Source organism: Acinetobacter sp. S4400-12 (assembly GCF_024129495.1).
In the GTDB taxonomy this organism is placed as follows: domain Bacteria; phylum Pseudomonadota; class Gammaproteobacteria; order Pseudomonadales; family Moraxellaceae; genus Acinetobacter; species Acinetobacter lwoffii_C.
This window is the reverse complement of the sequence record NZ_JAMXYB010000014.1, coordinates 23221-49706: the sequence shown is the minus strand read 5'-3', so window position 1 is coordinate 49706 and position 26486 is coordinate 23221. Positions and strand designations below refer to the sequence as shown.

Sequence of the window (26486 nt, the reverse complement as noted above, 5' to 3'; positions counted from 1 at the left end):
CGATGAAATTTAAACGCAATCAGGTCGAGGATGTGCATATCAATCTCACGCCGATGATTGACTGTCTGCTGTTTATTCTGGTGTTTTTATTGCTGTCTACCACGTTTAACCAGATGAGCCGGATGAACCTGACATTGCCTGATGCACAGGGGGTGCCACCGAAAAATTTTGATCAGAAAATTGAAGTGATTGTAGATGCCAATGGTCACTATGCGGTCAACGGTCAGTCTATAGCGAGTAAAGAAGCGGCTGATCTTAATACCGCAATTAAACAGATTTCGAATGAGCGCCGTGATTTAATGTTTGTGATTGCAGCGGATGCAAAAGCAAGTCATCAGGATGTTATTCGTGTCATGGATGTAGCAGGGCAGCTTGGCTTTGTGAATGTCAATATCAGTACGAAAGTACCAACTCGAGGTTATTAGTGAAGCACGATTTCAAGGTCTATCTTCGCCTGCTAAGTTATTTAAAGCCCTTCTGGGGAATAGCACTGCTTGTTCTTCTGGGTTTTACCATTAATGCGGCAACAGAGGTTTCTGTCGCCAAATTACTGGAACATATTATTGAGGCAATTGAAAATCGAGATCAGGGCTTTACTTCACTTTTCCCTTTCCTGGTCGTTATATTGATGTTCTTCCGTGGTCTGGGGCTGTTTCTGGGTGGCTATTATACGGCGGTCATTTCCCGTAATCTGGTGTTTAATATCCGGCAGGAAGTGTTTGCGAAATTATTGCGTTTACCCGCACAATATTTTCTCGACAATACCAGCGGCCATATTACGGCTAAAATCATGTATAACGTCGAGCAGCTCACAGGAGCCTCAACAGAAGCACTCAGAACCATCATACAGCAAGGTTTGATCACCATTGCTTTGTTGGGCTATCTCCTATATAGCAACTGGCGTTTGACCTTATGTATTCTGGTTTTTGGACCAGTCATCGGCTTGATTATTCGTCAGGCGGCCAAACGCATGCGCCGGCTTTCTCAGCAGGTGCAGGACACGATGGGCGATGTCAACCATGTGGTGCAGGAAACGGTCAATGCCAATCTGGTTGTAAAAGGTTTTGGTGGTCAGAGTTATGAGCAGGAGCGTTTTCGCTATAACTCGATGGAAAACCTGCGCCGTGGTTTGAAAATGGTTGCGGTACAGCAGCTGAACAGTCCGGTTGTACAGCTGATCATGTCTATTTCCCTCAGCATTGTGATGTTTATTGCCTTGCGCCCAGAGATCCTACGCGACACTTCTGCGGGTGAATTTGTGGCTTATATTACCGCTGCCGGCATGCTGGCTAGACCAATCAAAGCCTTGACCGATGTAAATGAGAAAATTCAGCGCGGTATGGCAGCAGCACATTCAGTCTTTGACCTTCTAGATATGCCGGAAGAGCAGAATAGCGGAACGCTGACCGATTCATTAAAAGGCGAGATCCAGTTTGAAAAGGTCAATCTGATCTATGCAGATGGCCATCATGCAATTCATGATTTCAGTCTGAAAGTTAAAGCAGGTGAAACCGTAGCGCTGGTCGGGCGTTCTGGTGCCGGTAAAACCTCGCTGGTCAATCTGTTGGTCCGTTATCAGGAAGTGAGCTCGGGGCAGATTTTACTGGATCAAAAACCGATTACTGATTTTGAGCTCACCGCTTTACGCACCCAGATTGCGATGGTGAACCAGCAAGTCGTGCTGTTTAACCGTACTGTACGTGAAAATATTGCCTATGGTCAGCTGGAAAATGCCACGGATGCAGAAGTGATTGCAGCGGCTAAAGCGGCTTATGCGCATGATTTTATTATGGCTTTACCACAGGGCTATGATACCCCTCTGGGTGCTCAAGGCTTGAACTTGTCTGGCGGACAGCGTCAACGTATTGCGATTGCCCGGGCAATCTTGAAAGATGCACCGATTCTGATTCTGGATGAAGCCACGAGTGCGCTGGATAATGAATCTGAATATTATATTCAGCGTGCTTTTGATCAGGCCATGCAAGGTCGTACGACTATTGTGATTGCTCACCGCCTCTCCACGATTGAAAATGCAGACCGGATTGTGGTGATGGATCAGGGACGTATTGTCGAGCAGGGCAGCCATGCCGAACTGATCGCGTGTCAAGGAGCGTATTATCAGCTGCATCAACGTAACTTCGAGGAGTCTTAAGTCATGGCTTTGGCACAGATCATTCAGGATGCTTGGAATGCACAGGCAAAGTGGCTGGTGGTGCTGCGTCCGTTGTCATGGCTCTATCGTCTGGGTTTTGTGAGCAATCAGTGGCTTTACCGCAAAGGAATCAAGACCAGTTATACGGCTCCTGTTCCGGTTATGGTGATTGGCAATATTACAGTAGGAGGGAGTGGTAAAACTCCTTTACTGATTCACTTGGTAGAGTATTTAACGCAAAAAGGTGTGCGGGTCGGGGTGATTAGCCGGGGCTATGGCGGGAAAGGTGCTTTTCCTGCTTATGTCGATTTAAATACTGCACCAGAGGTGGTGGGAGATGAACCTGCCTTGATTGTTCAGGCGACCGGTGTGCCGATGGCCGTAGGGCCTAATCGGCAGAAAAGTATTGAGCTTTTACTGGAAAAGCATGCGCTGGATCTGGTGATCTGCGATGATGGTTTACAGCACTGGGCTTTAAATCGTCAGATTGAGTGGATTGTGCTGGACAATAATCGCGGTCTGGGCAACCAGAAGCTCTTGCCAGAAGGTTATCTGCGTGAACCGGTGACGCGGCTGGAGACGGGTACCATCATTGAACATGCCGCCAATCCGACCTCTTCTTTACATATGCATCTGGCCGCCTCACAGCCTTATCTATTGAATCAGGACAGTAGTAAAAGCTTTGATCCTGAAACTAATTTTTATGCCGTGGTCGGTATTGGTTTTCCACAACGTTTTTATCAGACGCTAAAAAGCCTTGGTTTGCAGCAGTTCCAGTGCCATGAATTTCCAGATCATCATGATTATGCAATTGAAGATCTGCAATTTGAAGATAATCATCCCATCATTACCACTGAAAAAGATGCGGTCAAAATGATGACATTGCTCCAGAAATACCCAGATTATCAGCGTGAAATCTGGGTGGTGCCGGTAAATGCGGTCTTGTCTGATGCCTGTTATTCGGTATTACAACAGCAATTGCTCCAACAGGGTATTTCCATTTCCTAAGGTTTATTTTCGATGAAACATATAGTCATTCCTGCACGATTTTCGAGTTCACGTTTACCTGGTAAACCTTTGCTGAATATTCATGGACGTCCCATGATTCTGCGTGTGGTCGATCAGGCTAAAAAAGTGCAAGGTTTTGACGATCTGTGTGTGGCGACCGATGATCAACGTATTGCAGAAGTCTGCCAAGCCGAAGGTGTGGATGTGGTGCTGACTTCAGCTGATCATCCTTCCGGTACGGACCGTTTAAGCGAAGTGGCTCGAATCAAGGGTTGGGCGAGTGATGACATCATTGTAAACGTGCAGGGCGATGAACCTTTACTGCCGGCACAACTGGTGAAGCAGGTGGCGCAGTTGTTGGAAGATCAGCCAACCTGCTCGATGTCGACGCTATGTGAGCCTATTTATCAGCTAGCAGAATTTAAGCGTGACAGCATTGTTAAAGTGGTGATGTCAAAACACAATCAAGCACTGTATTTTAGCCGTGCCACCATTCCTTATGACCGTGAGGGAGCCAAGCTGGCTGAACCAAAGCTGCATGATCAGGCTTATCGTCATTTAGGCCTATATGCCTATCGGGTCAAACTGTTGCAAGAATATGTGACCTGGGAAATGGGTGTGTTAGAGAAACTGGAATCTCTAGAACAATTACGGGTACTGGAAAATGGACACCGTATTGCCATTGCGGTGGCCCAAGCCAGCTTGCCGCCAGGGGTGGATACCCAGGAAGATCTGGATCGATTGAATCAGATGGATCTTTCCCATTTTGCCTAAGAAGAGTCAAATACATGCCTTTTGATGTCAAAGCACAGATTTATCCATGGCAGCAACAGGTTTGGGAAACGTTGACTGGCCGTTTTCCCAAACTGGGGCATGGGTTATTATTTTATGGGAAAAAAGGTTGCGGTAAAGAAGCTTTTAGCCAGCAGTTTTTGGCTTGGATATTGTGCCTGAATCGTCAGCCTGCCGGGGCCTGTGGTGAATGCGGCAGCTGTCAGTGGCTCAAAGCCGATACCCATCCGAATTATGTGCACATCAGCACGGATGAAGACAATAAAAAACAGAACGCCAAAATCAGGATTGAAAAAATCCGCGATCTTTTGCCTTTTGTGCAACAGACCGTAGATGGCTGGCGGGTCATTGTGATTGAACCGGCAGAAGCCCTGAATATTGCCTCTTCGAATGCCTTGTTAAAAACCCTGGAAGAGCCGGGTGAAAATATTGTTATTATCCTGCTCGCCGATCATTATCTGAAATTACCGGCCACAATCCGGAGTCGCCTGCAACACTTTGCTTTGGACCGGATTTCAGCTGAGCAGTTTAGTGCGTATGTGCAGCAACAATTGCCTGACGCAGGTTCAAGCCAGCAACAGCTGCTGATGAGCCTGTCAAATCATATGCCTTTACAGGCAGTTGAAGTGGCTCAAGGTAGCTGGCTGCCTTTACGTCAGGAATTTCTGGCAGACTGGACCAAACTGGTCACCCAAAAAAATATGCCGATGGCAATTGCGACCAAGTGGAATAAAAGCTTGAGTTTTGGTGAATTTGGTCAAATGTTTGAATACTTGTTGTCCGATTTGATTTGTGTCAAGCTAAATCAGGCGGTAAAAAACATTGATTTGAACTTCGATGTGCTGGCCGAACAATATTCATTAGAAACACTTTTTAAGATTTATGAAGATTTTCAGCAAGCCAAGCGATATCTCGAGCAGAACGTACAAAGTAATCTGGTACTCGATGAATTGTGTATCAAACTGATGAATCTTTAATTAAGGGGAAACGATATGCAACCACGTATGGGCGGGATTATTCATGCCAATATAGCGGATCTGGAAACGCTCTTTGCCAGTTACATGCCTTATGTGGTGGGTGGTGGACTTTTTATTCCTTCCAAGCAGCCCGTTAAACTCGGTGAGGAGGTTTTTGTATTAACCACTTTGCCTGAACAAAGCCAGAAAATTCCGTTAACCGGTAAAGTGATCTGGGTGTCCCAGAAGCAAAATGGCCTCAAACCACAAGGCTTCGGGATCCAGTTGACAGGTGAAAAAGGCGTTTTTTTCAAAAATGAAGCAGAACGTCTGGTTGCAGGTCTTAAATCTGTAGGACGTAAAAGTTACACTATGTAGTTAATTTACCTTTGGTAGGAAACTCATTGTGTTTGTAGATACTCATTGTCATTTAACGATGCTTGATTTAACACCTTATGATGGTGATCTGGATCAGGCCCTTGCGCAGGCTCGTGAAGCAGGTGTATCAAAGTTCATGAGTATCTCGGTCGATCTGGATGATCATATCGAGCTGGCCAAGATTGCGGCGCGTCATGCAGATGTCGGTTATACCGTCGGCGTTCATCCTTGTGAAGAAGCTGCCACTATGGCGCGCGCCACCACAGAATATCTGGTGGAGCTGGCGCAGCCTGAAAAAGTCTGGGCAATTGGCGAGACTGGCCTGGATTATTATCATAGTACCGACTTCATTTCTGAACAGAAAGACTGTTTTGCCCGTCATATTCATGCTTCACAAATCGTGAAAAAACCGGTGGTGGTGCATACCCGCGTGGCCAAGCACGATACAGTTGACATCATTCGTGCAGAAAAATCTACACATGGTATTTTGCACTGTTTTACCGAAGATTGGGCAACCGCCAAAGCCGTTTTAGACTGCGGCTACTATGTTTCATTTTCAGGCATTATTTCTTTTAAAAATGCACAGGATCTGCGTGACGTTGCTAAGCAGGTTCCGCTGGATCGTGTGCTGATTGAAACGGATAGTCCTTATCTGGCTCCTATGCCGTATCGCGGTAAATCTAATGAGCCTAAATACGTTCCTTATGTAGCCAAAGCGCTTTGCGATGTATATGATAAGTCGCTAGAAGAAATGGCTGAAATCACAAAGCAAAACTTTGAGAACCTGCTTAATTTAAAGTAAATAAAGTTAGATAAGAGACAAGAGAGTTATAGGGTGAAGATGGATCGTCAGGCTCAGTTTCGAGCAAGAGAAATCTTAATTTTTCAAGTGGCAGAGCAGCTTCTGCTGGAAAATGGTGAAGCAGGCATGACTCTGGATGCACTTGCTGCCGAGCTTGATCTGGCCAAAGGGACACTCTATAAACACTTTCAAAGTAAAGATGAACTGTACATGCTGCTGATTATCCGTAATGAGCGCATGTTGCTGGAAATGATCCAGGACAGTGACAAGGCTTTTCCTGAACATCTGGCTTTCTTTATGCTGCACCATTTACATCATCCTGAACGTACGGTCCTGTTTCACCAGATTGAAGAACGACTTTCAACAACGGGTGTGGGAATTCAGCATCTGTTTAGCGAACTTTATCAGGTGCGTAAACAGCGTTTACGTCTGATTATCCGTATGACTGAAACTTATCTGGCTTCCATCAATAGCAGTATGTCGGTACGTGATTATCTGGCCTCAATCTGGTCACTGACTTATGGTGCGGCAGCAATTCTGAATTCCAGCTTCTATCAGCGTTATCTGGGTTCACGAGATACTTTGCGGGTCGCTTATATTGATCAGGCTCTGGCCTTGCCCAAACACGTGCATTCAGTCGGGCAATTGGTCTAAGGTTTGGATATGACCAGTTCTCCTTATCACATCCGTGGATTTACCTTAGTAGAACTAATGGTCGTCATTGTGATTATGGGAATTATGGCCTCATTGGTTTTGATAAATACAGGCGGGGTCGAGCAGCGTAAAGCCATGCAGGCGAGGGAAGTTCTGCTGCTGGACCTACAGCGTATTTTAAGAGAAGCCAATGATCAGTCACGTATATTGGCATTGACTATTCAGCCTGCGACAGATGTGACGCCGTTTCGTTATGCGGTCACGGAATATCGACCACAGACCCAGTCCACGATCAATGCACAAAAATGGCAGAATTATGCAGAATTTAAGCTGCGTAATTTACCGGAGCAGGTGTCTTTTCAGGTACAGGCTCTGGAACAGCGTTATACAAATGCTCAGAACCCTGACCTGACTCAGGCAGATACGCCCAAGCTGATCTGGCTGGGCAATGGTGAAGTGAAACCGGTACGTATCCAGTTTTTTCTAGAAAACCGTGAAGTAGGCCATCCAATAGAAATTGATCATCTGGGTAAAATCAATGCCGGCTAAAGATTTCATGCATGGGGCTGTATTGAACCGAGTGCCGAAACAAGACCTTGCGGACGCTCACTTCACAAGCACCGTTTCCAAAATGATTTGCAAAACAGGTGCTTTTCGCTCCAAGAAGAGCCGATTTCAGTCTGCCTCAGGTTTTACCTTGCTAGAAGTTATGGTGGCTTTGGCCATCTTTGCTACAGCAGCCATGACCCTGACCAAAGTGGCGATGCAATATACCCAGTCTACTGCCCATGCAGTACTTAGAACTAAAGCCCAATTTGTTGCATTGAATGAAGCGGCACAAATGGAAATCAATCAGGAGTGGCTGAGTGGAACATCTTCAAGGCAACTCACCCAGCAGAACGAAACCTGGCAGATTGATAAACGGAGCGAGCCGACTATTAGCCCCAATGTGCAGCGGATTGAGTTACAAGTTAGTCTCATTAATACTGAAAGTGGGCAAGTGGAATCTGGTATTAGCACCCTGACATTTTTTAATCACCGTAAGAATCCAGTACCATGAAGCCTCAAGGATTTACCTTAGTTGAATTATTGGTCGCCATTACCATTTTTGCGGTGCTTTCTGCACTAGGTTGGCAGGTTTTTGATTATATTAATAAAAGCAAAGACCAGAATGCGATGCATGAATACCGTTTAAACCAGTTGCAGGATACTTATCAGCAGATTTTACGTGATACGGTGCAGGCGGTACCACTGACAGCCAATATAAATGGCCAGATTCAACCTGCACTGGTTTTACAAAATGGACGTTTTAATTTTAGTAAAACAGGCGTAACTGATCCTTTGCAGGAAGGTATTTCGCCTGATGAACGCGTGGAATACCAGTACCGTTCAGAGGAGCAAAAGCTTTACCGTTTAAAATACCGTAATCTGAACCAGACCGGACGTGATCAGCCAGAATCCAGCGTCTTGCTCAATCATGTCGAACAATTTGAAATTTTAGTGCTCAATCCGAATGAGCTGACTCAGTGGCCAGATTCTTCAGCTGATCTCAACCAGGTGGCGCAAAAACAGCGCCTGCCGAAAGGCATTAAAATCAAATTAACCGTAAATGGGGTGAATTATGAATGGATATTCAGCCTGCTAAATACAGATTTTCTGCTTGCTCCCCAAGGCCAACCATAACAAGAAATACAGATGAAGAAAACGATCGCGATTCAACAGCAGCAGGGTATAGCACTGATCACCATTCTGGTCATGGTAGCATTGGCTACAATTCTCGCGGCCACTATTGCAAAGCGCCAGACGGCCACTGCGGAAAGTACGGCTTATTTAATGCGCCAAAATCAGTCTTTAATGTATGCCAAAAGTGCAGAAGCTTTTTTTGCTGAGTTGTTGGTCGATGATGCTAAAAATGCCCCAGATGTAGACCATTTAAATGAAACCTGGGCTCAGCCCATGCCTGCTTTCCCGGTGGAAGACGGGTATGTCTCGGGGGTATTGCAAGATGAATCGGGCAAGTTCAACCTAAACAGTCTGCTTACCCAGGAAGGTAATGTTAATGAGCATGCCAAGATATGGTTTGAGCAAATTTTAAAGCGTGCCGGATTGCCTGAGCAGCTCAGTGAAGCGGTAATTGATTGGCAGGATGCTGATGATAGACCTGTCGGGCCTATGGGGGCAGAGTCCAATTATTACCAGAGCCTGCTAGATGCGGCCCTGCCTCCCAACACCAAATTTCATAGTGTGGAACAGCTAAAATTGGTACGCGGCTTTGAGGAAAATAAATATCAACTGATTGCCCCGTATGTAACCGCTGCTCCACTATCGGATAGTCCGGTGAATATTAATACCGCATCAGCTTTTCTTCTGGCCAGTATGGATGAAAAGCTGGATATTCATGGCATACAGCAAGTTCTGGAAAAACGTCAGGCAAATCTGGAGCATTTTTCCAGTGTGTCAGAGCTTTGGGCCATTGAACCTTTTAGTCAGGTCGGTGCCGATAAACGTAATCTGGTCAATAATTTATTAGGCATACAATCTCATTATTTCAAGGCCCGGATTGAAGTGATGCTGAGTGAACGCAAGCGCCAGTTCAGCAGCGATTTAGTGCGTCAGGAACAGCAGGTTCATATCGCATATCGCAGTATGGCGCCGTTTTAATTTGACAGGTTAAAAGTGCCCAAGTCATTGTTCATCTACATGATCCTTTTTTCCCATCAGCCTGAACAGCAAAATTAATCCTTCTTTATCCACTTTTGGTCTATAATCCAAAGATATTCACCTATTTTTTGACGATATTAGGGCATATGTTAATTCGTAAGTTATTTAAATTTGAAAATGCTCATATTGTGCGTAACTGCACATCGGACCGCTGCAAGCGTTCGATTCATGGTCATAGTTATAAAGTCGAGTTACTGCTAAAAGCGTCGAAGTTGGATCATGGTCAGATGGTCTATGATTTTGGTTTGCTCAAAGGTGTAATTAAAGACCTTTATGATTCTTTTGATCATGCCATTTGTTTCTGGCAGCAGGACGATCCGGAGTATATTCAGGCTTGCAAGAAGTTTAGTGCACGTTGGATCTCTTTGCCTGTGTCGCCCTCTGCGGAACAGTTTTCCCGTATTTTCTTCTTTCTGGCACAGCAAGTGCTGGCCTCGACCGTCACCCAGAATGGTGAAGGGGATGTCGAAGTATATTCAGTAATTGTGCATGAGACGGATACTGGCTATGCACAAAGCTTCCTGGAAGATATTGAAAATGAGCAGATGGGGTTATTGACTCTAGATCAGATTGAGTTTTCAGAGCAGGTACAGGCCGAATGGACTGAGCCGCAGATGTATAATAAACTGAAACAGGGAATCGCCTTTCACAACCCGACTGTGGATTTACAGGTCAAACGCTAAAAGCGCAGGACTGACGCATACTGACATAGATTTAGGATTGAAGAATGTCTTTAAATGAACAGCAAATGGCTAAACTGAGTAAAGTTCAGTTAGATGAAAGCTGGAAATACGCTTTGAGTGATTTTTTGCTCGGTTCCAAAATGGATGCGTTAAAAGCGTTTTTAATTGAAGAGAAAAAAGCAGATAAAATTATTTATCCACCGAATCATCTGATTTTTAATGCCTTAAATACTACTCCGCTGGATCGGGTTAAAGTAGTGATTTTAGGGCAGGACCCTTATCATGGTCCGAATCAGGCACATGGCTTAAGTTTTTCGGTGCAGAAGGGCGTACCATTGCCGCCTTCTTTACGTAATATCTTTCATGAATTGCACAATGATCTGGGGGTGGAAAGCCCTAAGCATGGCGATTTAACCCACTGGGCAGAGCAAGGGGTGCTATTGCTCAATGCTGTCCTGACGGTAGAAGCCAGTCAGCCGACTTCGCATCAAAAACGTGGGTGGGAAGAGTTTACCGATCACGTGATTGACATCTTAAATGAACAGCGCGAACATATTGTCTTTATCCTTTGGGGCGCATACGCACAGCGTAAAGGACAGCGCATTGACCAGAATAAACATCTCGTATTAAAGGCTGCTCATCCTTCGCCTTTAGCTGCAAACCGGGGTGGTTTCTTTGGTTGCAAAGTGTTTTCAAAAACAAATAATTATCTTAAACAACATGGCATTGAGCCTATAGATTGGCAGCTGGACGCATGACTTACTCTCCTGTAAATAAATCTTATCATCCGGATTTGATTGTTGAAGAAGCGCACAACGGGTGGCGCATTGTTCGCTTGAATCGTCCGAAATCCTTACATGCTCTCGATGAATCGATTGTGACGGCATTGCTTGAAGTTTTTCAGGATTTTTATACGGATGAAAATGTAAAAGCAATCTGGCTGGATTCTACTACGCCCAAAGCATTTTGTGCGGGTGGAGATGTGCGCAAGCTGCGTCAATTGGTTATCAATGATGAAGTAGCGACAGCCAATAAATTTTTTGAACAAGAATATGCGCTGGATCTTCTATTGCATAACTATGCAAAACCCATATTGGTATGGGGTGAAGGCTATGTTATGGGCGGCGGTCTGGGCCTGTTTATGGCCGCGCCATTCCGCTTGGTAACACCGTACTCCCGTCTGGCGATGCCAGAAATTAATATTGGTCTGTATCCGGATGTTGGTGCAACACGCTTCCTGGCGGATCGTGGCGCGATTGGCCTGTTTACTGGTTTGACCGGCTCGATTATGACAGCCGCAGGTGCTTATGGAATTGGCTGGGCAACGCATATCTGTGATGCTGCACGTGACACTGTTCTGAACAGGGTGGTGAATATTGACTGGGATCATTATCCGGCAGGCGATTTTCGAGCAATTGATGATACGCTGAACAGCATGCATCGTCCGGTAGGCCCAGGACCATTACAAAACTCACTCGATGTCATTCAAAGTGTTTGCCGTGGGCTGAACTTTGAGCATGACTATGAGTCGATTATCGGTTTAAGTGATGCGCGTAGTGACTGGTTGCGTCAGGCCAGTGAAAATCTGCAAAAAGGTTCACCGACTACGGCCGCATTGACCTGGTTATTGTGGCAATGGGGGAAGCAGGTTCATTCCTGGAATGAAGTATTTGAACTGGAAACCCAGATTTCCGACTGGAAAATTCGTCATGCGGACTTTGTCGAGGGGGTGCGTGCCCGCCTGGTCGATAAAGATCTGTCACCAGAATGGAGCCAAGGAAGCGATTTAAGTCTGAAAGGAATTCTTTCAGCCAACCCTCCTGTCACGACGATTGAAAGCTGGAATGAATTGCTCAAGCATTATGGTGTGATCTGAAGCTGAATGTCTGAAACACACTATAAAGATGAAGACTGGATGCAGCTTGCCTATGAGCAGGCTGCATTGGCTGCCGAACAGGGGGAAATTCCTGTGGGTGCAGTGATTGTAAGTCAACAGCAGGTAATTGGACGTGGATTCAATGCGCCTATCTCCCTGAACGACCCTACAGCCCATGCCGAAATCGTGGCGTTACGTGAAGCCTGCCATAATCTGCAAAATTATCGCCTGCCCGATGATGCTGTACTCTATGTAACCTTGGAGCCTTGCACCATGTGTGTAGGAGCATTGGTACATGCACGCGTATCTCGGGTGGTGTTCGGAACGACCGAGCCGAAAGCTGGTTCTTTGGTTAGCGCCCGCAAGCTTTTTGAAACTGGGTATTATAACCATGTCTTTTCCTTTGAAGCAGGCTGTATGCAGCAGCAATGCTCCGAACAGCTGAGCATTTTTTTTAAGCAGCGCCGCGAACAGAAGCGTGAGCTCAAGCGACAAGAAAAGTTACGCAATACCCAAAAATAAATGAATATTATCCGCTAGAATTTTCTCACCTTAAAACAAGTCATACACAGGAAAAATAATGAACTCTATTCAAGTCAAAAAAGAATTTCCCGCATCTGTTGCTCAGGTTTTTGATCTGCTGTCCAAACATGCAACTTATAATATTGCCTTTGCGCCATTACAGGTCGAGCGTATTAAGGATTCTGCTGATGCTGAACGTCCCGATGGAGTGGGTTCAGTGCGGAGCATGGGAATCGGTCCAGTCAAACCGTTAAAGGAACAGATTACTTTACTCGAAGAAAATCAGCGAATTGAATATAAAATTGTTAAAAATCCTCTGATCAAGCATCATTTGGGTATTATTGAGTTTGAGGAAAAAGAGGCGGATAAAACCTTGGTGACTTATACTATCGAATTGCAGACGCGTGTTCCTTTGACCAGTAAATTGATCCTTGCACAGTTAAAAACTGGGATTAAACTAGGACTCGCAAAACTTGCAAAATCTGTTTAAACAACAACGGAAACGTAATGACAGTTCAAATTATTACTATTGATGGTCCAAGTGGATCTGGTAAAGGCACCTTGGCTGCGAAACTGGCAGACCATTATCAGTTTCATCTATTGGATTCAGGTGCCTTATATCGTCTTTTAGGGCTGTCATTGCATCAACATGGCTTGCTGGAGGAAATGGATAAGCGGCTCGCAGAGTGCATACAATCTGCAACAAATTTAGATATACAGTTTGTCAGCAGTATTGCCGGGACTCAGGTACTTTTAGAGGGCGAAGATGTTTCTCAAACGATCCGTACTGAACGGGTGGGGGAGTTTGCCTCAAAAGTAGCCGCAATTCCTGAACTTAGAGCAGCGTTGGTGGCGCGTCAACATGCTTTTGCACAGGCGCCCGGCCTGGTGGCCGATGGTCGAGATATGGCGACTGCGATTTTTCCTCAGGCACAAGCCAAAATTTATTTGACGGCATCGGCCGAATCACGTGCGCAAAGGCGCCTAAAGCAGTTGCAGGGAATGGGGCTGGATGTTAAAATAAACGACATTTTAGCTAATATTCAGGCGCGGGATAAACGAGATATGGAGCGTACAGTTGCTCCGCTCAAGCCTGCTGATGATGCGTACATTATCGATAGTTCTGATCTGAATATCGATGAAGTATTCCGGCTGATGACCACTTATGTCAATCAGCGCTTAGCCAAATAACCTATTTTTTCAGCAAATGCATAGCTTGATCAGTTTTATAAGGACTATGTAGATGCTTAATTAAACCGGCCTTGTCTGATCCAAGACCGCTGACTTTATCGGAAATATCATGACCGAATCTTTTGCAGCCCTCTTTGAAGAAAGTGAATTAAACCTCAACGTTGAAAAGGGCGCTGTCATCCAGGGCGTTGTAGTAAGCATCGACTCTGACTGGGTAACTGTTGACACTGGTCTTAAATCTGAAGGTGTTGTTGACCGTGCGGAGTTCTTAAATGAACAACGCGAACTTGAAGTTCAAGTAGGCGACACAGTTGACGTAGTTGTTGAAGCACTTGACAACGGTATGGGTCAAACAGTTCTTTCACGCGAAAAAGCTAAACGCGCTGAAACTTGGACTAAACTTGAAAAAATCTTTGAAGACGGCGAAATCGTTACTGGTGTTATCTCTGGTAAAGTTAAAGGTGGTTTCACTGTTGACATCGGTCCAGTACGTGCGTTCTTACCAGGTTCACTTGTAGACACTCGTCCTATCCGTGACACCACTCACCTTGAAGGTAAAGAGTTAGAGTTCAAGGTTATCAAGCTTGATGCTAAACGTAACAACGTTGTTGTTTCACGTCGTGCGGTTATGGAAGCTGAATCTTCAGCTGACCGTGAAGCGCTTCTTGCTCAGCTTGAAGAAGGTCAAACAGTTACTGGTACAATCAAGAACCTTACTGACTATGGTGCGTTCGTTGACCTTGGCGGTATTGACGGTCTTCTTCACATCACTGACATGGCTTGGAAACGTATCAAGCACCCATCAGAAGTTGTTGAAGTAGGTCAAGAAGTTACTGTTAAAGTACTTAAGTTTGACCGTGAGCGTAATCGCGTATCTTTAGGCCTTAAGCAATTAGGCGAAGATCCATGGTTAGCGATCATGAGCCGTTACCCTAAAGGTTCTATCGTTAAAGCTCGTGTAACTAACTTAACTGACTATGGTTGCTTCGCTGAAATCGCTGAAGGCGTTGAAGGCTTAGTACACGTTTCAGAAATGGACCACACAAACAAAAACATCCACCCATCTAAAGTTGTTCAGATCGGTGACGAAGTTGATGTGATGGTTCTTGAAGTTGATGAAGAGCGTCGTCGTATCTCTCTTGGTATCAAACAAACTCGTGCTAACCCATGGGAAGAGTTTGCTAAGAACCACGATAAAGGTGAAAAAGTTTCAGGTACGATCAAGTCAATCACTGACTTCGGTATCTTCATCGGTTTACCAGGCGGTATCGATGGCCTGGTTCACTTGTCTGACATCTCTTGGAACGAGCAAGGCGAAGAAGCTATCCGTCGCTACAAGAAAGGTGACACTGTTGAAGCGGTTATCCTGTCTGTAGATGCTGAAGGCAACCGTATCAGCCTTGGTATCAAGCAGTTGAACAGCGATCCATTCAACGATTTCTTGGCGGCTAACGAACGCGGTGCGCTGGTGAAAGGTACTGTAACTGCAGTTGACGCTAAAGGCGCTACTGTTAAGTTAGCTGACGAAGTTGAAGCAACTCTTAAAGCATCTGAAATCAATCGCGACCGCGTTGAAGATGCGACTAAATTCTTAGAAGTTGGTCAAGAAGTTGAAGCTAAGATTATCAACGTAGATCGTAAATCTCGCTCTATCAACTTGTCTATCAAAGCGAAAGATGAAGCTGAAGAGAAAGAAGCAGTTGCTAACCTGAAAACTACTGCTGTAGCTCAAGACAATGGTCCTAAGACTATTGGTGACTTGATCAAGGCGCAAATGAACAATTAATAGTAGATGATGGAATGTATTGTTAATGTAAGTTAACTGATACTTTCTATACAAATACTGTAAACGGTAGCGTAGTATTTAATTATTGCGCTACCGTTTTGTATTTAAACAGGTTATTATCTGGGAATAGATCCCAAGTAGCTTGATAATTAAAGAGGTCGCAGATGACTACTGAAGCACTTAATAAGTCTGACTTAATAGAGCGTATTGCATTGAAGAATCCACATTTGGCTGAGCCATTGGTGGAAGAAGCGGTTAAAATCATGATTGATCAAATGATTGAGGCTTTATCAGCCGACAACCGTATTGAAATCCGCGGATTTGGTAGCTTCGCACTGCATCATCGTGAGCCTCGTGTGGGTCGTAACCCAAAAACAGGTAAGTCAGTAGAAGTGGCAGCAAAAGCTGTTCCACATTTCAAGCCTGGTAAAGCCTTACGTGACGCAGTAAACGAATCGGCAATGAAGCCATAATATTTACGGGGTAGCTATGCGTTACATTCTGGTTGTTCTTTTACTGGTACTTTTTGGTTATTCATTGGCTCTTGTTTTACAAAATGGCACCGAGTTATCAGTAGACCTGCTTTTCACTCAGGTTCCAGCCATGCGTCTGGGGCTATTACTGTTACTTACTTTATCTTTAGGGGTCGTTGTTGGCTTATTATTGGGCGTGCAAGTATTCCGTGTATTTCAAACCAGTTGGGAAATTAAACGACTCCATAAAGATATTGATCATCTGCGTAAAGAACAGTTAAATACTGCGAAAATGATGGCTGCTGAGGCTGCTGCCCAGAGCCGCCATGAAAAAACAGTATTAGATATTAACCCTAATGATCGACCATCTACACCCCTTTAAATTAGTGTATGCAGTCAGAGGTCTTGACTGAATATGCAAATATATTAATTTCAGCGCCTTTAAGTTCAGCTCAAAGGCGTTTTTTTATTAGGCTTTACACTATTAAAAACTATAAAAAGCATAAAAATAAAGAGCTTGGTTTGAATTTTAAATTGATTTTAAAAATATTCTTGGTCGTTTTTGGCTTAATCCGTATAATGCCTTAATTTTGTCAGTTTGAAGGGTCTCCTCATGAGTATTATTGTTGCCTTAGATGCGAAAAGTCATTATGACGCAATGACTATTGCCGGACAATTAGACCCTCAATTATGCCGTGTAAAAGTCGGTAAAGAACTATTTACCCATGAGGGCTCCTCTATTGTTAAAGCCTTACACGGTGAAGGTTTTGAAGTATTTTTAGATTTAAAATTTCACGATATTCCAAACACAACTGCACAAGCGGTATGTGCTGCTGCGGATATGGGGGTGTGGATGGTGAATGTTCACGCTTCGGGTGGACGTAAAATGATGGAAACCTGTGTCGAGCGTTTAAAGGCCGGGAACTATAATACCCAGCTGATTGCAGTCACAGTATTAACCTCAATGGGGCGTGAAGATCTGGCGGATTTGGGGCTGGATATTGAGCCTTTTGAGCAGGTTAAGCGTCTTGCGAAATTGACTAAAGAGAGCGGTCTGGATGGGGTGGTATGTTCAGCTCAAGAAGCAAAAATGCTGCGTGAAAATTTAGGTGCAGAGTTTGCGTTGGTCACCCCGGGTATTCGTCCAGAAGGCTCAAGTGCCGATGACCAAAAGCGTATTTTGACACCAAAGCAGGCGATGCTAGATGGTGCTACGCATTTAGTGATTGGTCGTCCGATTACGAAATCGCAAAATCCTCGTCAGATGTTAAAAGATATTTTGCTGACTTTGTAAGTCTTGCAGCATAAAAAGGCCTTTCAACTGAAAGGCTTTTTTATGGATAAAGAAAATAGACACTAAGAAGTAATGATTAGGTTTGCAATTTTCTAGTCTTTCTTTAAAAGAGCGAGAGATTTTCGCAAATGGTGATGAGTCAGAGTTTAAAACCCAGTTTAGATTGCCGCCAATACACTGACTAAAATCGGTGCCAATACCGATAACACAAAACCGCTAACCATTGCATGAGGAATAAAGTCATTGCCACATGCCTGTTTCACCATGGGTAAAGTGACATCCATCGCGGTTGCGCCGGCAGATGAAATTGCAGAACGTGGATAGCGCCATCCGATCATGTACATAAACAGAATGGCAAAAATCTCCCGGAACAGGTCATTCATCAGTGCGATACTGCCAAGCTCTGCATTTTTAAGTTCGGTTACGACCACACCGGACATTGAATAGAAACCATATCCTTGTGAAAGCATGATCAGGTCTTTTAAGGTGATGTGCGAGTTCCAGAACGAATATAAGACCACACCCAATAATGAGCCTATAATACAGCCCACAGGAACCAGCATGATGCGCCAGTTCAGCCAGGATTTATCTAGGGGAGAGTAGGCTAAGTCAAGCCCGATCAGCAGCATATAGACCAGTAATAAATACCAGGTACTGATATGCAAGCTGTAATCATGGTGGCTGGAAAATTCAGCAATTGCATAACCCAAACCAAGTGCAATGAAGGCATAGCTGATATTGATCAGGGAGCTTAGCAATAATTCAGCAGACACCTTTCCCTGCAAGGGCGTAACACCTATAGCTTTATAGAGCGCATAGCAGCAGATAAAAGCGCCTAAAGAAGTTGCAAGCGCAATACTGAGGGAACTAGAGAGAATTAGCGATGGGCTGGTAATGCTGTGCAGCGTCTGAGAAAACTCAATTGCAATCGCAATCAATAGAATATAGGTAAAATAAGGCAATATTTTAAAAGCGAATTTTTCCAGCCACTCCGGAATTCTTTTTGCCAGAACAAAGCCGAAAAACAGACAAAACAGTAACTGAAAAATAAGCCACAAAGATTGCATACAAATAGGCAGGTAATGGAATACCTGCCTATTATGACCAAATCATGTTTAAGCTGCACGGTTTCCTGAAGATTTATTCAGCAATCTGTAAGCTGCCGGATTTGGTTTGCGGGTCTGTAACCAGTATTTCCAGGTATAGGTTGGCCAGAGGGCAAAGTTTTTACCACCATCCTGCTGATACCAGCTGACGCAGCCCGATTGCCATACTGTACCTTTTAGCTGTTCCTGAATATCGTGGTTAAACTGTTCCTGAATGTCGTCTTTTACCACAATGGCTTCACATTGTGTCCGTTTTACCAGCTGAATCAGCTGTAGAATATAATTTATCTGGGATTCGATCATAAAAATAACCGAGTTGTGCGCAAGTATGGTATTGGGACCCAGCAATTGGAACAGGTTCGGGAAACCTTTGGTGCAGATGCCGTAATAACTTTCCGCTCCCGTTTTCCAGGCATCTTTCAGTTCAAGACCATTTTGACCATAACATGCAAAGGAGTTTAGATAGATTCTTGGATCGGTAATAAAGCCAGTCCCATAAATCAGGCAGTCGATGGGACGTTCTTTCCCATCTTGGGTAATAATAGTATTTTCCCTAACCTCCTGAATGCCTTCAGTAATCAGTTCAACATTTGGACGGTTGAAGGTCGGGAAGTAGGTGTTGGAAATCAGGATGCGCTTACATCCCATAATATAGTCAGGGGTCAGTTTTTTTGCAGTGGCCTTATTCTTGACCTGATAACGGATAAACGCTTCAGCCAGTTTCTGTCCATATTTCATGATCTGTGGTTGAACAATAGGTACAACCCGCGATTCATTCGACCAGTAAAGCCGCGCACGGTGAATTTTTCGGAACCAGTCAAAGCGGCTGAACAGCTTTTTATCCAGAGCCTGATAGACCCGCTCATCACGTGGAATTACCCAGGCTGCGGTACGCTGGAATACATACAGGTTTTTGACTTCAACTGCAATTTTTGGAATGTACTGAATGGCACTGCCACCGGTGCCAATTGAGGCTACATTTTTGTCAGTCAGATTGTATTCGTGATCCCAGTGGGAGGAGTGGAATACTTTACCCTTAAATTTTTCAATGCCTTTGATATGAGGAATTTGAGGTACATGCAAGGGACCCGAAGCCAAGACCATGAACTGAGCAATCACTTTACGATTATTGTTTAGTTCTAGATGCCATTCGCAGTCATTTTCCTGATAGCTTGCCGATTTTACCTCACTGTTAAACTGACAGTAGTTTTTCAGGTTATAGTTTTGAGCCAGATCCTGAATATAGGCAAAAATTTCAGGAGCTTCGGCATAACGTTTGCTCCAATCGGTCTTCGGGGCAAAGGACAGGGAATACAGATGCGACTGTACATCACATGCTGCACCGGGATACTGGTTTTCACGCCATGTTCCACCGACATCATCTGCTTTTTCAAGAATGATAAAGTCTCTGATTCCTGACTGGAGCAGGCGTATGGCCATGCCAAGGCCACCAAATCCAGCCCCTATAATTGCTATTGTGGTTTTTTGAATATTCTGTGTAGATGATGCATCTCGCATATTTTTATATTCCTGATATACATATTTTTAACCCAGCATAATAGAGTTTCTAGCGCGATAACATGATGCCGATGACATTAATATTGATATATTCGGCAATTTGCAACTGTGCCTTAATATAGTAAAAAATAAAAGACGTTCTGAATTTGAAAAACTTATGAAAAGATCAATTCTGGGTTTACTGTATATAATTCAGGGAATGCGCAAGGCAGGCGTAGATGTGGATGAGCGTTTGCAGGGTATTGGTATACATGCAGATGCTCTTGATCCTGCAGCTGTGATTCATCCTGAGCTTGAAAAAGATGTGTTCAGGGTGATTGGTGAATCTGTTGCAGCAGAGGCAGGCCTGGAAATTGGACAACATTATGCACTTGCTGGCTATGGACCTTTGCTGATGTTGCTGGTGACCAGTGATAATATCGCTACGGTGCTTAAAAAAGGCATTGAATATCAGGGTTTGACACATCTGACAGGACATTTAAGCCTGAAGCGTTCAGCGCATGCGGTGGCGTTGTGTTATCAGCCTGAAGATTTACTGACCCCCCTGGGTCAACTTCGTGCCCAATGTGAAATTTCAGGAACTTATAAGTTTATTCAGGATATTTACAGAATGATGGGATTGGCCAGGCCTGATCTAAAGGTCGAGCTGCCATTTGCCCAGCCGGAAAATCCTGATATCCAGAAAATGTACCGTGACTATTATGGTCCGCAGCTTCAGTATTCGAGTACAAGTGCTGCATTCTGGTTTGATGAAGCGGTATTGGATATCAGGATTCCTTCAGAGGATGCAGTGACTTTTGCACTCTATGAAGCTAAATGTCTGGCCGAAGTGCAGCGTTTGCATGAAGATGAAAATACACCGACTGTGGTACAGCGGGTACAAGATTATCTGGAGTTGCAAAACGGGATGATGCCGACAATGGCAGAAACTGCACAAGCCCTGAGTATTCCTGAGCGCACCTTGCGCCATCAGTTACAGCAAGTGGGGACCAGTTATAAGCAGATTCGAGAAGAGATTATTAAAGACAAAGCTTTGCGGTTAATTGAGTATAAACAGTATTCCATTGAAATGATTGCAGAGCTCTTGGGCTATTCTGAGCCGGCGGCTTTTAATCATGCGTTTAAGCGCTGGTTTGGGCAAAGTCCGCGACAATATGTAAAATAGCCTAAGTTTGTTTATGCCAAAGTGTTATAGCGTGACCATTGAACTTCGCTATAATTAAATTGATCCTAAATAGTACGAAATTTTATGTCCGATTTTAATTCTCAGCACAGTACCGCTTTTAATCCGATTTCTCCTGCAGAACGTTATGCGCAGGCTTTATCTTCGGGGCAGTTTATGCCGGATGATGCACAGGCCATGGCAGTACATGAATTGAACCGTGTCTGGCTGGAATTGATACAGCGTTTTAAGGCGTCTAAAAAAGCCTTTCGCCGTTTTCGTCGCCAAACTGCACCCAAAGGGGTATATATGTGGGGCGGTGTGGGACGTGGAAAAACCTGGTTGATGGATCAGTTTTATGAGTCGATTCCATTTCGCCGCAAAACTCGCATGCACTTTCATCATTTCATGCAATATGTACATCGTGAATTAAACAAATTATCGGGCCAGCGTAATCCATTAGATTCCGTGGCCGATCAAATTTATAAAGAAGCGGTCATTATCTGTTTTGATGAGTTTTTTGTATCCAACGTTACGGATGCCATGATTCTGAGCGATTTGTTTCAGAAACTCTTTGAGCGTGGGATTACCTTGGTGGCAACTTCCAATATTGCACCGGATGGTCTATATAAAAACGGCATTCACCGTGATCGCTTTTTGCCTACGATTGAATTGGTCAAGAAAAATTGTGTGATTCTAAATGTCGATGCAGGCGTGGATTACCGTCTGCGTGTGCTAAAGCAGGCACAGCTATTTAAATATCCATTAACGCATGAAAATAAAAACTGGATGGCTCAACGCTTTAAGGCCTTGACCCAGACCCAGGTTCAATCTCAGGAACCGATTATTATCAATAATCGTATCGTAGAAACAGTGGCACATACTGAAGACGTATTATGGTGTGAATTTTCAGAGTTGTGTCTAAAACCGCGCAGTCCGGCTGACTTTATTGAAATCTCCAATATTTATAATACTGTGCTGGTCAGTAATGTGCCGCATTTAACCGATTTCCTGAACGACGGAACCCGCCGTTTTATTTATCTGGTCGATGAATTTTATGACCGTGGAGTCAAATTGCTGCTCACCTCGGAGGATAATATCATTGATATTTACCAAGGTGAGAAGCTGGCCTTTGAAATTGAACGGACCCGTTCACGTCTACTAGAGATGCAGTCGGATGAATATCTGTGCTCAGAGCATCGCCAGATTGAAAAAATTGCCTCAAGTGAGCCTGAATAAAAGTCAAAAGTGCTGGTCTTCAACCGGCACTTTTTTTATCAGCATAAAATTTGAAAGAGTCGACAACCGCGATTAAACATGGCTTAATCTTGATCTAAATATGACCTTGTATAAAAAGAACGGACAACTTTTATTCAAAAATCTGAACTTAAGTCTAATGTCTCCATTTCAAAAACTTTATACACTGTCATTAGGGTATTTAGCAGAATGATAGATCCACGAATTAAATACGATCTTATATGAATATGATGAGGGTATTCATATTGGAAAAATGCTCGGTATTTAGCAATGTGATAATACTATTCAGCTAGATTTTAATCGGTATACTAGAATCTCTTGTATAAAAAGTAGCAATATCAGGAAAGACAATGACTGCACGTATTCAAAAAGGCAAGTTAGCGATTGCTAAAGAACTTTACGATTTTATCGAAAATGAAGCACTACCAGGTTCTGGTTTGGACAGTGAAACCTACTGGAAAAACTTTGAACAAGTCGTTGTTGATCTTAGCCCTAAAAACAAAGCACTTTTGGCTAAGCGTGATGAGATTCAGGCTAAAATTGATGAATGGCATCGCAATAACACATTTGAATTACAAGCTTACAAAGCTTTCTTGACTGAAATTGGCTACTTGCTACCAGAAGTAGAAGATTTCCGCATCAGCACTGAAAACGTAGACGAAGAGATTGCAGTACTGGCAGGCCCGCAGCTGGTGGTTCCAGTACGTAATGCACGTTACTGCCTGAACGCAGCCAATGCGCGCTGGGGTTCATTATATGATGCACTCTATGGCTTTGACGTCATCTCTGAAGAAGATGGAGCTGAAAAAGGTAAAGGCTATAACCCTAAACGTGGTGAGAAGGTTATTGCATTCGCGAAAAACTTCCTGAATGAAACTTTCCCACTGGCACAAGGCTCACATGCAGAGGCTACGCAATATGCGGTTGAAGGCGACAAGCTGGTTGTTAGTTTAAAAGATGGTTCAACGACCACTCTTGCAAATGCAGCACAATTTGTTGGCTTTAATGGCGAAGCAGCGTCACCATCTGAAATCGTATTAAGAAATAATGGCCTGCACGCAATTATCCAGATTGATGCAGATAGCCAGATTGGTCAGGCAGATGCAGCCGGCGTAAAAGACATTGTTCTTGAAGCTGCGGTAACAACTATTCAGGATTTAGAAGATTCTATCGCGGCCGTAGATGCAGAAGAGAAAGTTGAAGGCTACCGTAACTGGTTAGGCCTGATGAAAGGTACGCTGGAAGAGTCTATCGAGAAAAATGGCAAGACCATTACTCGTAAATTAAATGCTGACCGTACATTCAAAAACCTGGAAGGCGGTGAGACCAAGCTTCATGGCCGTTCATTAATGTTACTTCGTAACGTAGGTCATCTAATGACTAACCCGGCGATTCTGGTTGATGGTGCTGAAATTTACGAAGGCATCATGGATGCGTTAATTACGCCATTGCTGTCTTTTGCAGACATCAAAGGTGAAAACACGATCAAGAACTCACGCAAAGGTTCTATGTACATTGTGAAGCCAAAAATGCATGGTCCTGAAGAGGTTGCATTTGCGGTTGAGCTGTTTGAGCGTGCTGAACAGGCACTCGGTCTTCCTGCAAAAACCCTGAAAATCGGGATTATGGATGAAGAGCGCCGTACATCTGTCAACCTGAAAAACTGTATTGCGCAAGCTAAAGATCGCACGATCTTCATTAATACAGGTTTCATGGACCGTACCGGTGATGAAATTCATACCTTTATGGAAGCGGGTCCATTCGTTCGTAAGGGTGAAGTGAAAGGTCAAATCTGGTTCCCAGCATACGAAAATCGTAACGTGATGGTGGGTCTGCAAACCGGTTTACGTGGTAAAGCGCAAATTGGTAAAGGCATGTGGCCAAAACCGGACATGCTGCTAGACATGTACAAAACCAAGAGTGAGCATCCAGAAGCAGGTGCAAGTTGTGCATGGGTTCCGTCTCCTACTGGTGCAGTCATTCACGCAATTCACTATCATCAAATCAATGTGGCAGACCGCCAGCAGGAATTACTGTCAACTGAAGCATTGCCACTCGATGACTTGTTAACCCCACCTCTTGCGACTGACACTAACTGGTCTGAAGAAGAGAAGCTGAAAGAACTGGAAAATAACTGTCAGGGTATCTTGGGTTATGTGGTTCGTTGGGTTGATCTGGGTGTAGGCTGTTCTAAAGTGCCAGACATTAATAATGTGGGCCTGATGGAAGATCGTGCAACTTTACGTATTTCTTCCCAGCACGTAGCGAACTGGTTACGTCACGGTATCGTAACGCGTGAGCAGGTTGAAGATGTGATGCAGCGCATGGCAAAAATTGTGGATGAGCAAAATGCCAATGATCCACTGTATACGCCAATGTCAGCCGACTTTGCAAACAATATTGCGTTCCAGGCAGCTTCTGACTTGATCTTTAAAGGAGGCGAACAGCCTTCAGGTTATACAGAGCCGCTATTACACGCAGCACGTTTGAAACTTAAAGGTTATACAGGTGATTAATCCCTGTTAATTTAAAAAAGCCTCTTCGGGGGCTTTTTTTATGCCTGAGTGGAATGGGAGAACGCTAACCTAGCCAAAAGGAAATGAACTGGCAAAGCCAAACTGTTCTGATAAAGTAAGCAGAGAGATCAAAAACAATAGGTAACAGAATGGTACATTATACAGCTCTGGATCAGCAGTTTATTGCAGGAAAATGGCAGCCAGGCCGCTCACAAAAAATTATTCAAAACCTTAATCCTTATACGCAGGATCTTATTTTTAATTTACAGGCAGCCAGTACGGCAGATGTGGATGCTGCCTATACTGCTGCAATTAAGGCTTTTCAGGAAGCTGCGCTGAAATCAGTGCAATTGCGTCAGGATGTTTTGCATAAACTGCACCAGATTATTCAGTTACGCCGTGAAGAAATCATTGACTGGCTGATTGTTGAATCCGGTAGTACCCGTCTAAAAGCGGGTCTTGAAGTCGAAGCGGCTTTGGGCATGATTAAAGAAAGCCAAAGTTTTCCAGATCAGTTGCAGACTGAAGAGTTGCAAAGCCAGGATCCGCAACGTAAAAGCTGGGTATTGCGCAAGCCTTTGGGGGTCATTGGGGTAATTAGTCCCTGGAATTTTCCATTTCATTTATCTATGCGTTCTGTCGCAACAGCAATTGCCTGTGGTAATACTGTAGTGCTCAAACCGGCAAGTGATACGCCAGTGACAGGTGGAACATTACTCGGAAAATTATTTGAAGAAGCCGGTGTTCCTGCAGGAGTGCTGAATATTATTGCGGGTGCAGGCAGCGAAATTGGTGATTATTTTGTTGAGCATTCGGTGCCCAAAATGATTTCTTTTACTGGCTCTACCGAAGTCGGACAAAATGTAGGCGCCAAGGCTTTAGCCAGTAGCAGAATAAAACGGATAGCGCTGGAGTTGGGTGGAAATGCCCCTTTGGTGATTCTGGATGATGCTGACGTGGATCTGGCGGTTGAGTTAACCGTAATGGGACGTTTTATTCATCAAGGGCAAATCTGCATGAGCACCAATCGTGTCATTGTGGATGCTTCGCTTCATGATGTATATGTAGAAAAACTGCTTGAGCGGATTAAAACTATTCCTGTCGGGGATCCTAATCTGCCTGAAACTCTGATTGGGCCGATTATTAACCAGAGTCAAGTCAAGAAACATCAGCACTTGATTCAAAGAGGCAAAGAACAGGGCGCCCAGCTGGTTTATGAGGGGGGAATTGAGGGGAATCTGGTTTATCCACATGTTTTTACTCAAGTCGCACCTGAAACAGAACTGGCACAGGAGGAAAGTTTTGGACCTATTTTACCGATCCTGAAAGCCCGTAATGAGGCTCATGCTTTAGAACTGGCGAATGATACCCGTTTTGGCCTGTCCAGTGCGGTATGTACCTCGAATATGGAACGCGGTCTGGACTTTGTGGCACAGTTAGATATTGGTATGAGCCATATCAATGGAATAACGGTGGCTGACCAGCCAAATGCTCCTTTCGGTGGTGAAAAAAACTCCGGCCTGGGGCGGTTTAATGGACGCTGGATTTTTGAGGAATTTACCCGTACCCAGTGGGTTACACTACCTAATGTATAATACGAAGCTGTATAAAATCACTACAGGTTTTCAGGCAAAACATG

General features: G+C 44.2%; 28 protein-coding genes. 26 read left to right on the top strand and 2 right to left on the bottom strand.

From position 1 onward, the window contains the following. Positions 1-2 precede the first annotated feature (2 nt). The 22 genes from NI461_RS07775 (at position 3) to pyrF (ending at position 17288) form a co-directional block, all read left to right on the top strand. On the top strand, positions 3-425 hold the full coding sequence (locus NI461_RS07775) for a biopolymer transporter ExbD (protein ID WP_151205061.1): 423 nt from the start codon (positions 3-5) through the stop codon (positions 423-425). Next, positions 425-2152 carry a lipid A export permease/ATP-binding protein MsbA gene (gene msbA, locus NI461_RS07770; RefSeq protein WP_174659606.1) on the top strand — a complete coding sequence of 576 codons (1728 nt, stop codon included), beginning with the start codon at positions 425-427 and terminating at the stop codon, positions 2150-2152. The genes NI461_RS07775 and msbA overlap by 1 nt, the downstream gene beginning before the upstream one ends. Positions 2153-2155: 3 nt before the next feature. Further along, on the top strand, positions 2156-3160 hold the full coding sequence (gene lpxK, locus NI461_RS07765; RefSeq protein ID WP_151205059.1) for a tetraacyldisaccharide 4'-kinase: 1005 nt from the start codon (positions 2156-2158) through the stop codon (positions 3158-3160). Between the two features lie 12 nt (positions 3161-3172). Beyond that, positions 3173-3934, top strand: coding sequence for a 3-deoxy-manno-octulosonate cytidylyltransferase (gene kdsB, locus NI461_RS07760; RefSeq protein WP_174659607.1), 762 nt, complete (start codon positions 3173-3175; stop codon positions 3932-3934). Positions 3935-3948: 14 nt separating this feature from the next. Then, positions 3949-4929 carry a DNA polymerase III subunit delta' gene (locus tag NI461_RS07755; protein ID WP_253156878.1) on the top strand — a complete coding sequence of 327 codons (981 nt, stop codon included), beginning with the start codon at positions 3949-3951 and terminating at the stop codon, positions 4927-4929. 15 nt (positions 4930-4944) lie between these two features. After that, positions 4945-5286 (top strand): PilZ domain-containing protein, encoded by a 342-nt coding sequence (locus NI461_RS07750; RefSeq protein WP_151205056.1) that lies wholly within the window; start codon positions 4945-4947, stop codon positions 5284-5286. 28 nt (positions 5287-5314) lie between these two features. Then, a complete protein-coding gene (locus tag NI461_RS07745) occupies positions 5315-6088 on the top strand; it encodes a TatD family hydrolase (RefSeq protein ID WP_174659609.1) in 774 nt (257 codons plus the stop codon). 39 nt (positions 6089-6127) lie between these two features. Then, entirely contained in the window at positions 6128-6742 is a 615-nt protein-coding gene (locus tag NI461_RS07740) for a TetR/AcrR family transcriptional regulator (RefSeq protein WP_253156882.1), read from the top strand. Positions 6743-6751: 9 nt separating this feature from the next. After that, entirely contained in the window at positions 6752-7291 is a 540-nt protein-coding gene (locus NI461_RS07735; RefSeq protein ID WP_174659610.1) for a type II secretion system protein, read from the top strand. 82 nt (positions 7292-7373) lie between these two features. Continuing rightward, the gene (gene gspI, locus NI461_RS07730) at positions 7374-7802 is read left to right on the top strand and encodes a type II secretion system minor pseudopilin GspI (protein WP_174660564.1); all 429 of its coding nucleotides are present in this window, start codon (positions 7374-7376) and stop codon (positions 7800-7802) included. Continuing rightward, on the top strand, positions 7799-8425 hold the full coding sequence (gspJ, locus tag NI461_RS07725) for a type II secretion system minor pseudopilin GspJ (RefSeq protein ID WP_151205052.1): 627 nt from the start codon (positions 7799-7801) through the stop codon (positions 8423-8425). The genes gspI and gspJ overlap by 4 nt, the downstream gene beginning before the upstream one ends. A 6-nt stretch (positions 8426-8431) precedes the next feature. After that, positions 8432-9403, top strand: coding sequence for a type II secretion system minor pseudopilin GspK (gspK, locus tag NI461_RS07720; protein ID WP_174660565.1), 972 nt, complete (start codon positions 8432-8434; stop codon positions 9401-9403). A 146-nt stretch (positions 9404-9549) separates the two neighbouring features. Then, positions 9550-10146 carry a 6-carboxytetrahydropterin synthase gene (locus NI461_RS07715; protein ID WP_151206807.1) on the top strand — a complete coding sequence of 199 codons (597 nt, stop codon included), beginning with the start codon at positions 9550-9552 and terminating at the stop codon, positions 10144-10146. A gap of 44 nt (positions 10147-10190) precedes the next feature. After that, positions 10191-10904, top strand: coding sequence for a uracil-DNA glycosylase (ung, locus tag NI461_RS07710; RefSeq protein WP_151205050.1), 714 nt, complete (start codon positions 10191-10193; stop codon positions 10902-10904). Further along, complete coding sequence (locus NI461_RS07705; protein ID WP_151205049.1) at positions 10901-12022, top strand: enoyl-CoA hydratase/isomerase family protein; 1122 nt, start codon at positions 10901-10903, stop codon at positions 12020-12022. Before ung ends, NI461_RS07705 begins: the two co-directional genes overlap by 4 nt. A 6-nt stretch (positions 12023-12028) precedes the next feature. Further along, complete coding sequence (gene tadA / locus NI461_RS07700) at positions 12029-12544, top strand: tRNA adenosine(34) deaminase TadA (protein ID WP_151206809.1); 516 nt, start codon at positions 12029-12031, stop codon at positions 12542-12544. Between the two features lie 58 nt (positions 12545-12602). Then, a complete protein-coding gene (locus tag NI461_RS07695; RefSeq protein WP_174659611.1) occupies positions 12603-13034 on the top strand; it encodes an SRPBCC family protein in 432 nt (143 codons plus the stop codon). Between the two features lie 17 nt (positions 13035-13051). Further along, the gene (gene cmk, locus NI461_RS07690; RefSeq protein ID WP_151206811.1) at positions 13052-13735 is read left to right on the top strand and encodes a (d)CMP kinase; all 684 of its coding nucleotides are present in this window, start codon (positions 13052-13054) and stop codon (positions 13733-13735) included. Between the two features lie 109 nt (positions 13736-13844). Next, entirely contained in the window at positions 13845-15521 is a 1677-nt protein-coding gene (gene rpsA, locus NI461_RS07685) for a 30S ribosomal protein S1 (RefSeq protein ID WP_151206812.1), read from the top strand. 164 nt (positions 15522-15685) lie between these two features. Then, complete coding sequence (locus NI461_RS07680; RefSeq protein WP_151205611.1) at positions 15686-15994, top strand: integration host factor subunit beta; 309 nt, start codon at positions 15686-15688, stop codon at positions 15992-15994. Positions 15995-16010: 16 nt separating this feature from the next. After that, positions 16011-16376 (top strand): lipopolysaccharide assembly protein LapA domain-containing protein, encoded by a 366-nt coding sequence (locus tag NI461_RS07675; RefSeq protein ID WP_151206813.1) that lies wholly within the window; start codon positions 16011-16013, stop codon positions 16374-16376. A 216-nt stretch (positions 16377-16592) separates the two neighbouring features. Then, entirely contained in the window at positions 16593-17288 is a 696-nt protein-coding gene (pyrF, locus tag NI461_RS07670) for an orotidine-5'-phosphate decarboxylase (protein WP_171478847.1), read from the top strand. 158 nt (positions 17289-17446) lie between these two features. Here the strand turns inward: pyrF and NI461_RS07665 are convergent, their stop codons facing one another. Both NI461_RS07665 and NI461_RS07660 read right to left on the bottom strand, forming a co-directional pair. Continuing rightward, complete coding sequence (locus NI461_RS07665; RefSeq protein ID WP_174659612.1) at positions 17447-18355, bottom strand: lysine exporter LysO family protein; 909 nt, start codon at positions 18353-18355, stop codon at positions 17447-17449. Positions 18356-18403: 48 nt separating this feature from the next. Next, on the bottom strand, positions 18404-19912 hold the full coding sequence (locus NI461_RS07660; protein WP_174659613.1) for an NAD(P)/FAD-dependent oxidoreductase: 1509 nt from the start codon (positions 19910-19912) through the stop codon (positions 18404-18406). Between the two features lie 157 nt (positions 19913-20069). On the opposite strand from NI461_RS07660, the gene NI461_RS07655 reads away from it, so the two are divergent. The 4 genes from NI461_RS07655 (at position 20070) to NI461_RS07640 (ending at position 26442) form a co-directional block, all read left to right on the top strand. Next, complete coding sequence (locus NI461_RS07655; RefSeq protein ID WP_174659614.1) at positions 20070-21077, top strand: AraC family transcriptional regulator; 1008 nt, start codon at positions 20070-20072, stop codon at positions 21075-21077. Positions 21078-21161: 84 nt separating this feature from the next. After that, complete coding sequence (gene zapE, locus NI461_RS07650) at positions 21162-22313, top strand: cell division protein ZapE (protein WP_151205116.1); 1152 nt, start codon at positions 21162-21164, stop codon at positions 22311-22313. Between the two features lie 368 nt (positions 22314-22681). Beyond that, a complete protein-coding gene (locus tag NI461_RS07645; protein ID WP_174659615.1) occupies positions 22682-24847 on the top strand; it encodes a malate synthase G in 2166 nt (721 codons plus the stop codon). A gap of 149 nt (positions 24848-24996) precedes the next feature. Beyond that, positions 24997-26442: an aldehyde dehydrogenase family protein gene (locus NI461_RS07640; RefSeq protein ID WP_174659616.1), complete on the top strand. Its 1446-nt coding sequence runs from the start codon at positions 24997-24999 to the stop codon at positions 26440-26442. Positions 26443-26486: the final 44 nt, after the last annotated feature.

Coding starts and splice junctions, on each gene's coding strand:
- cmk (WP_151206811.1), top strand. CDS start 13,052: ATGACAGTTCAAATTATTACTATTGATGGTCCAAGTGGATCTGGTAAA.
- gspI (WP_174660564.1), top strand. CDS start 7,374: ATGATTTGCAAAACAGGTGCTTTTCGCTCCAAGAAGAGCCGATTTCAG.
- lpxK (WP_151205059.1), top strand. CDS start 2,156: ATGGCTTTGGCACAGATCATTCAGGATGCTTGGAATGCACAGGCAAAG.
- NI461_RS07705 (WP_151205049.1), top strand. CDS start 10,901: ATGACTTACTCTCCTGTAAATAAATCTTATCATCCGGATTTGATTGTT.
- NI461_RS07695 (WP_174659611.1), top strand. CDS start 12,603: ATGAACTCTATTCAAGTCAAAAAAGAATTTCCCGCATCTGTTGCTCAG.
- NI461_RS07735 (WP_174659610.1), top strand. CDS start 6,752: ATGACCAGTTCTCCTTATCACATCCGTGGATTTACCTTAGTAGAACTA.
- ung (WP_151205050.1), top strand. CDS start 10,191: ATGTCTTTAAATGAACAGCAAATGGCTAAACTGAGTAAAGTTCAGTTA.
- NI461_RS07675 (WP_151206813.1), top strand. CDS start 16,011: ATGCGTTACATTCTGGTTGTTCTTTTACTGGTACTTTTTGGTTATTCA.
- NI461_RS07715 (WP_151206807.1), top strand. CDS start 9,550: ATGTTAATTCGTAAGTTATTTAAATTTGAAAATGCTCATATTGTGCGT.
- zapE (WP_151205116.1), top strand. CDS start 21,162: ATGTCCGATTTTAATTCTCAGCACAGTACCGCTTTTAATCCGATTTCT.
- kdsB (WP_174659607.1), top strand. CDS start 3,173: ATGAAACATATAGTCATTCCTGCACGATTTTCGAGTTCACGTTTACCT.
- NI461_RS07680 (WP_151205611.1), top strand. CDS start 15,686: ATGACTACTGAAGCACTTAATAAGTCTGACTTAATAGAGCGTATTGCA.
- NI461_RS07740 (WP_253156882.1), top strand. CDS start 6,128: ATGGATCGTCAGGCTCAGTTTCGAGCAAGAGAAATCTTAATTTTTCAA.
- gspJ (WP_151205052.1), top strand. CDS start 7,799: ATGAAGCCTCAAGGATTTACCTTAGTTGAATTATTGGTCGCCATTACC.
- tadA (WP_151206809.1), top strand. CDS start 12,029: ATGTCTGAAACACACTATAAAGATGAAGACTGGATGCAGCTTGCCTAT.
- NI461_RS07655 (WP_174659614.1), top strand. CDS start 20,070: ATGAAAAGATCAATTCTGGGTTTACTGTATATAATTCAGGGAATGCGC.
- rpsA (WP_151206812.1), top strand. CDS start 13,845: ATGACCGAATCTTTTGCAGCCCTCTTTGAAGAAAGTGAATTAAACCTC.
- NI461_RS07755 (WP_253156878.1), top strand. CDS start 3,949: ATGCCTTTTGATGTCAAAGCACAGATTTATCCATGGCAGCAACAGGTT.
- NI461_RS07640 (WP_174659616.1), top strand. CDS start 24,997: ATGGTACATTATACAGCTCTGGATCAGCAGTTTATTGCAGGAAAATGG.
- NI461_RS07660 (WP_174659613.1), bottom strand. CDS start 19,912: ATGCGAGATGCATCATCTACACAGAATATTCAAAAAACCACAATAGCA.
- NI461_RS07645 (WP_174659615.1), top strand. CDS start 22,682: ATGACTGCACGTATTCAAAAAGGCAAGTTAGCGATTGCTAAAGAACTT.
- NI461_RS07750 (WP_151205056.1), top strand. CDS start 4,945: ATGCAACCACGTATGGGCGGGATTATTCATGCCAATATAGCGGATCTG.
- NI461_RS07665 (WP_174659612.1), bottom strand. CDS start 18,355: ATGCAATCTTTGTGGCTTATTTTTCAGTTACTGTTTTGTCTGTTTTTC.
- NI461_RS07775 (WP_151205061.1), top strand. CDS start 3: ATGAAATTTAAACGCAATCAGGTCGAGGATGTGCATATCAATCTCACG.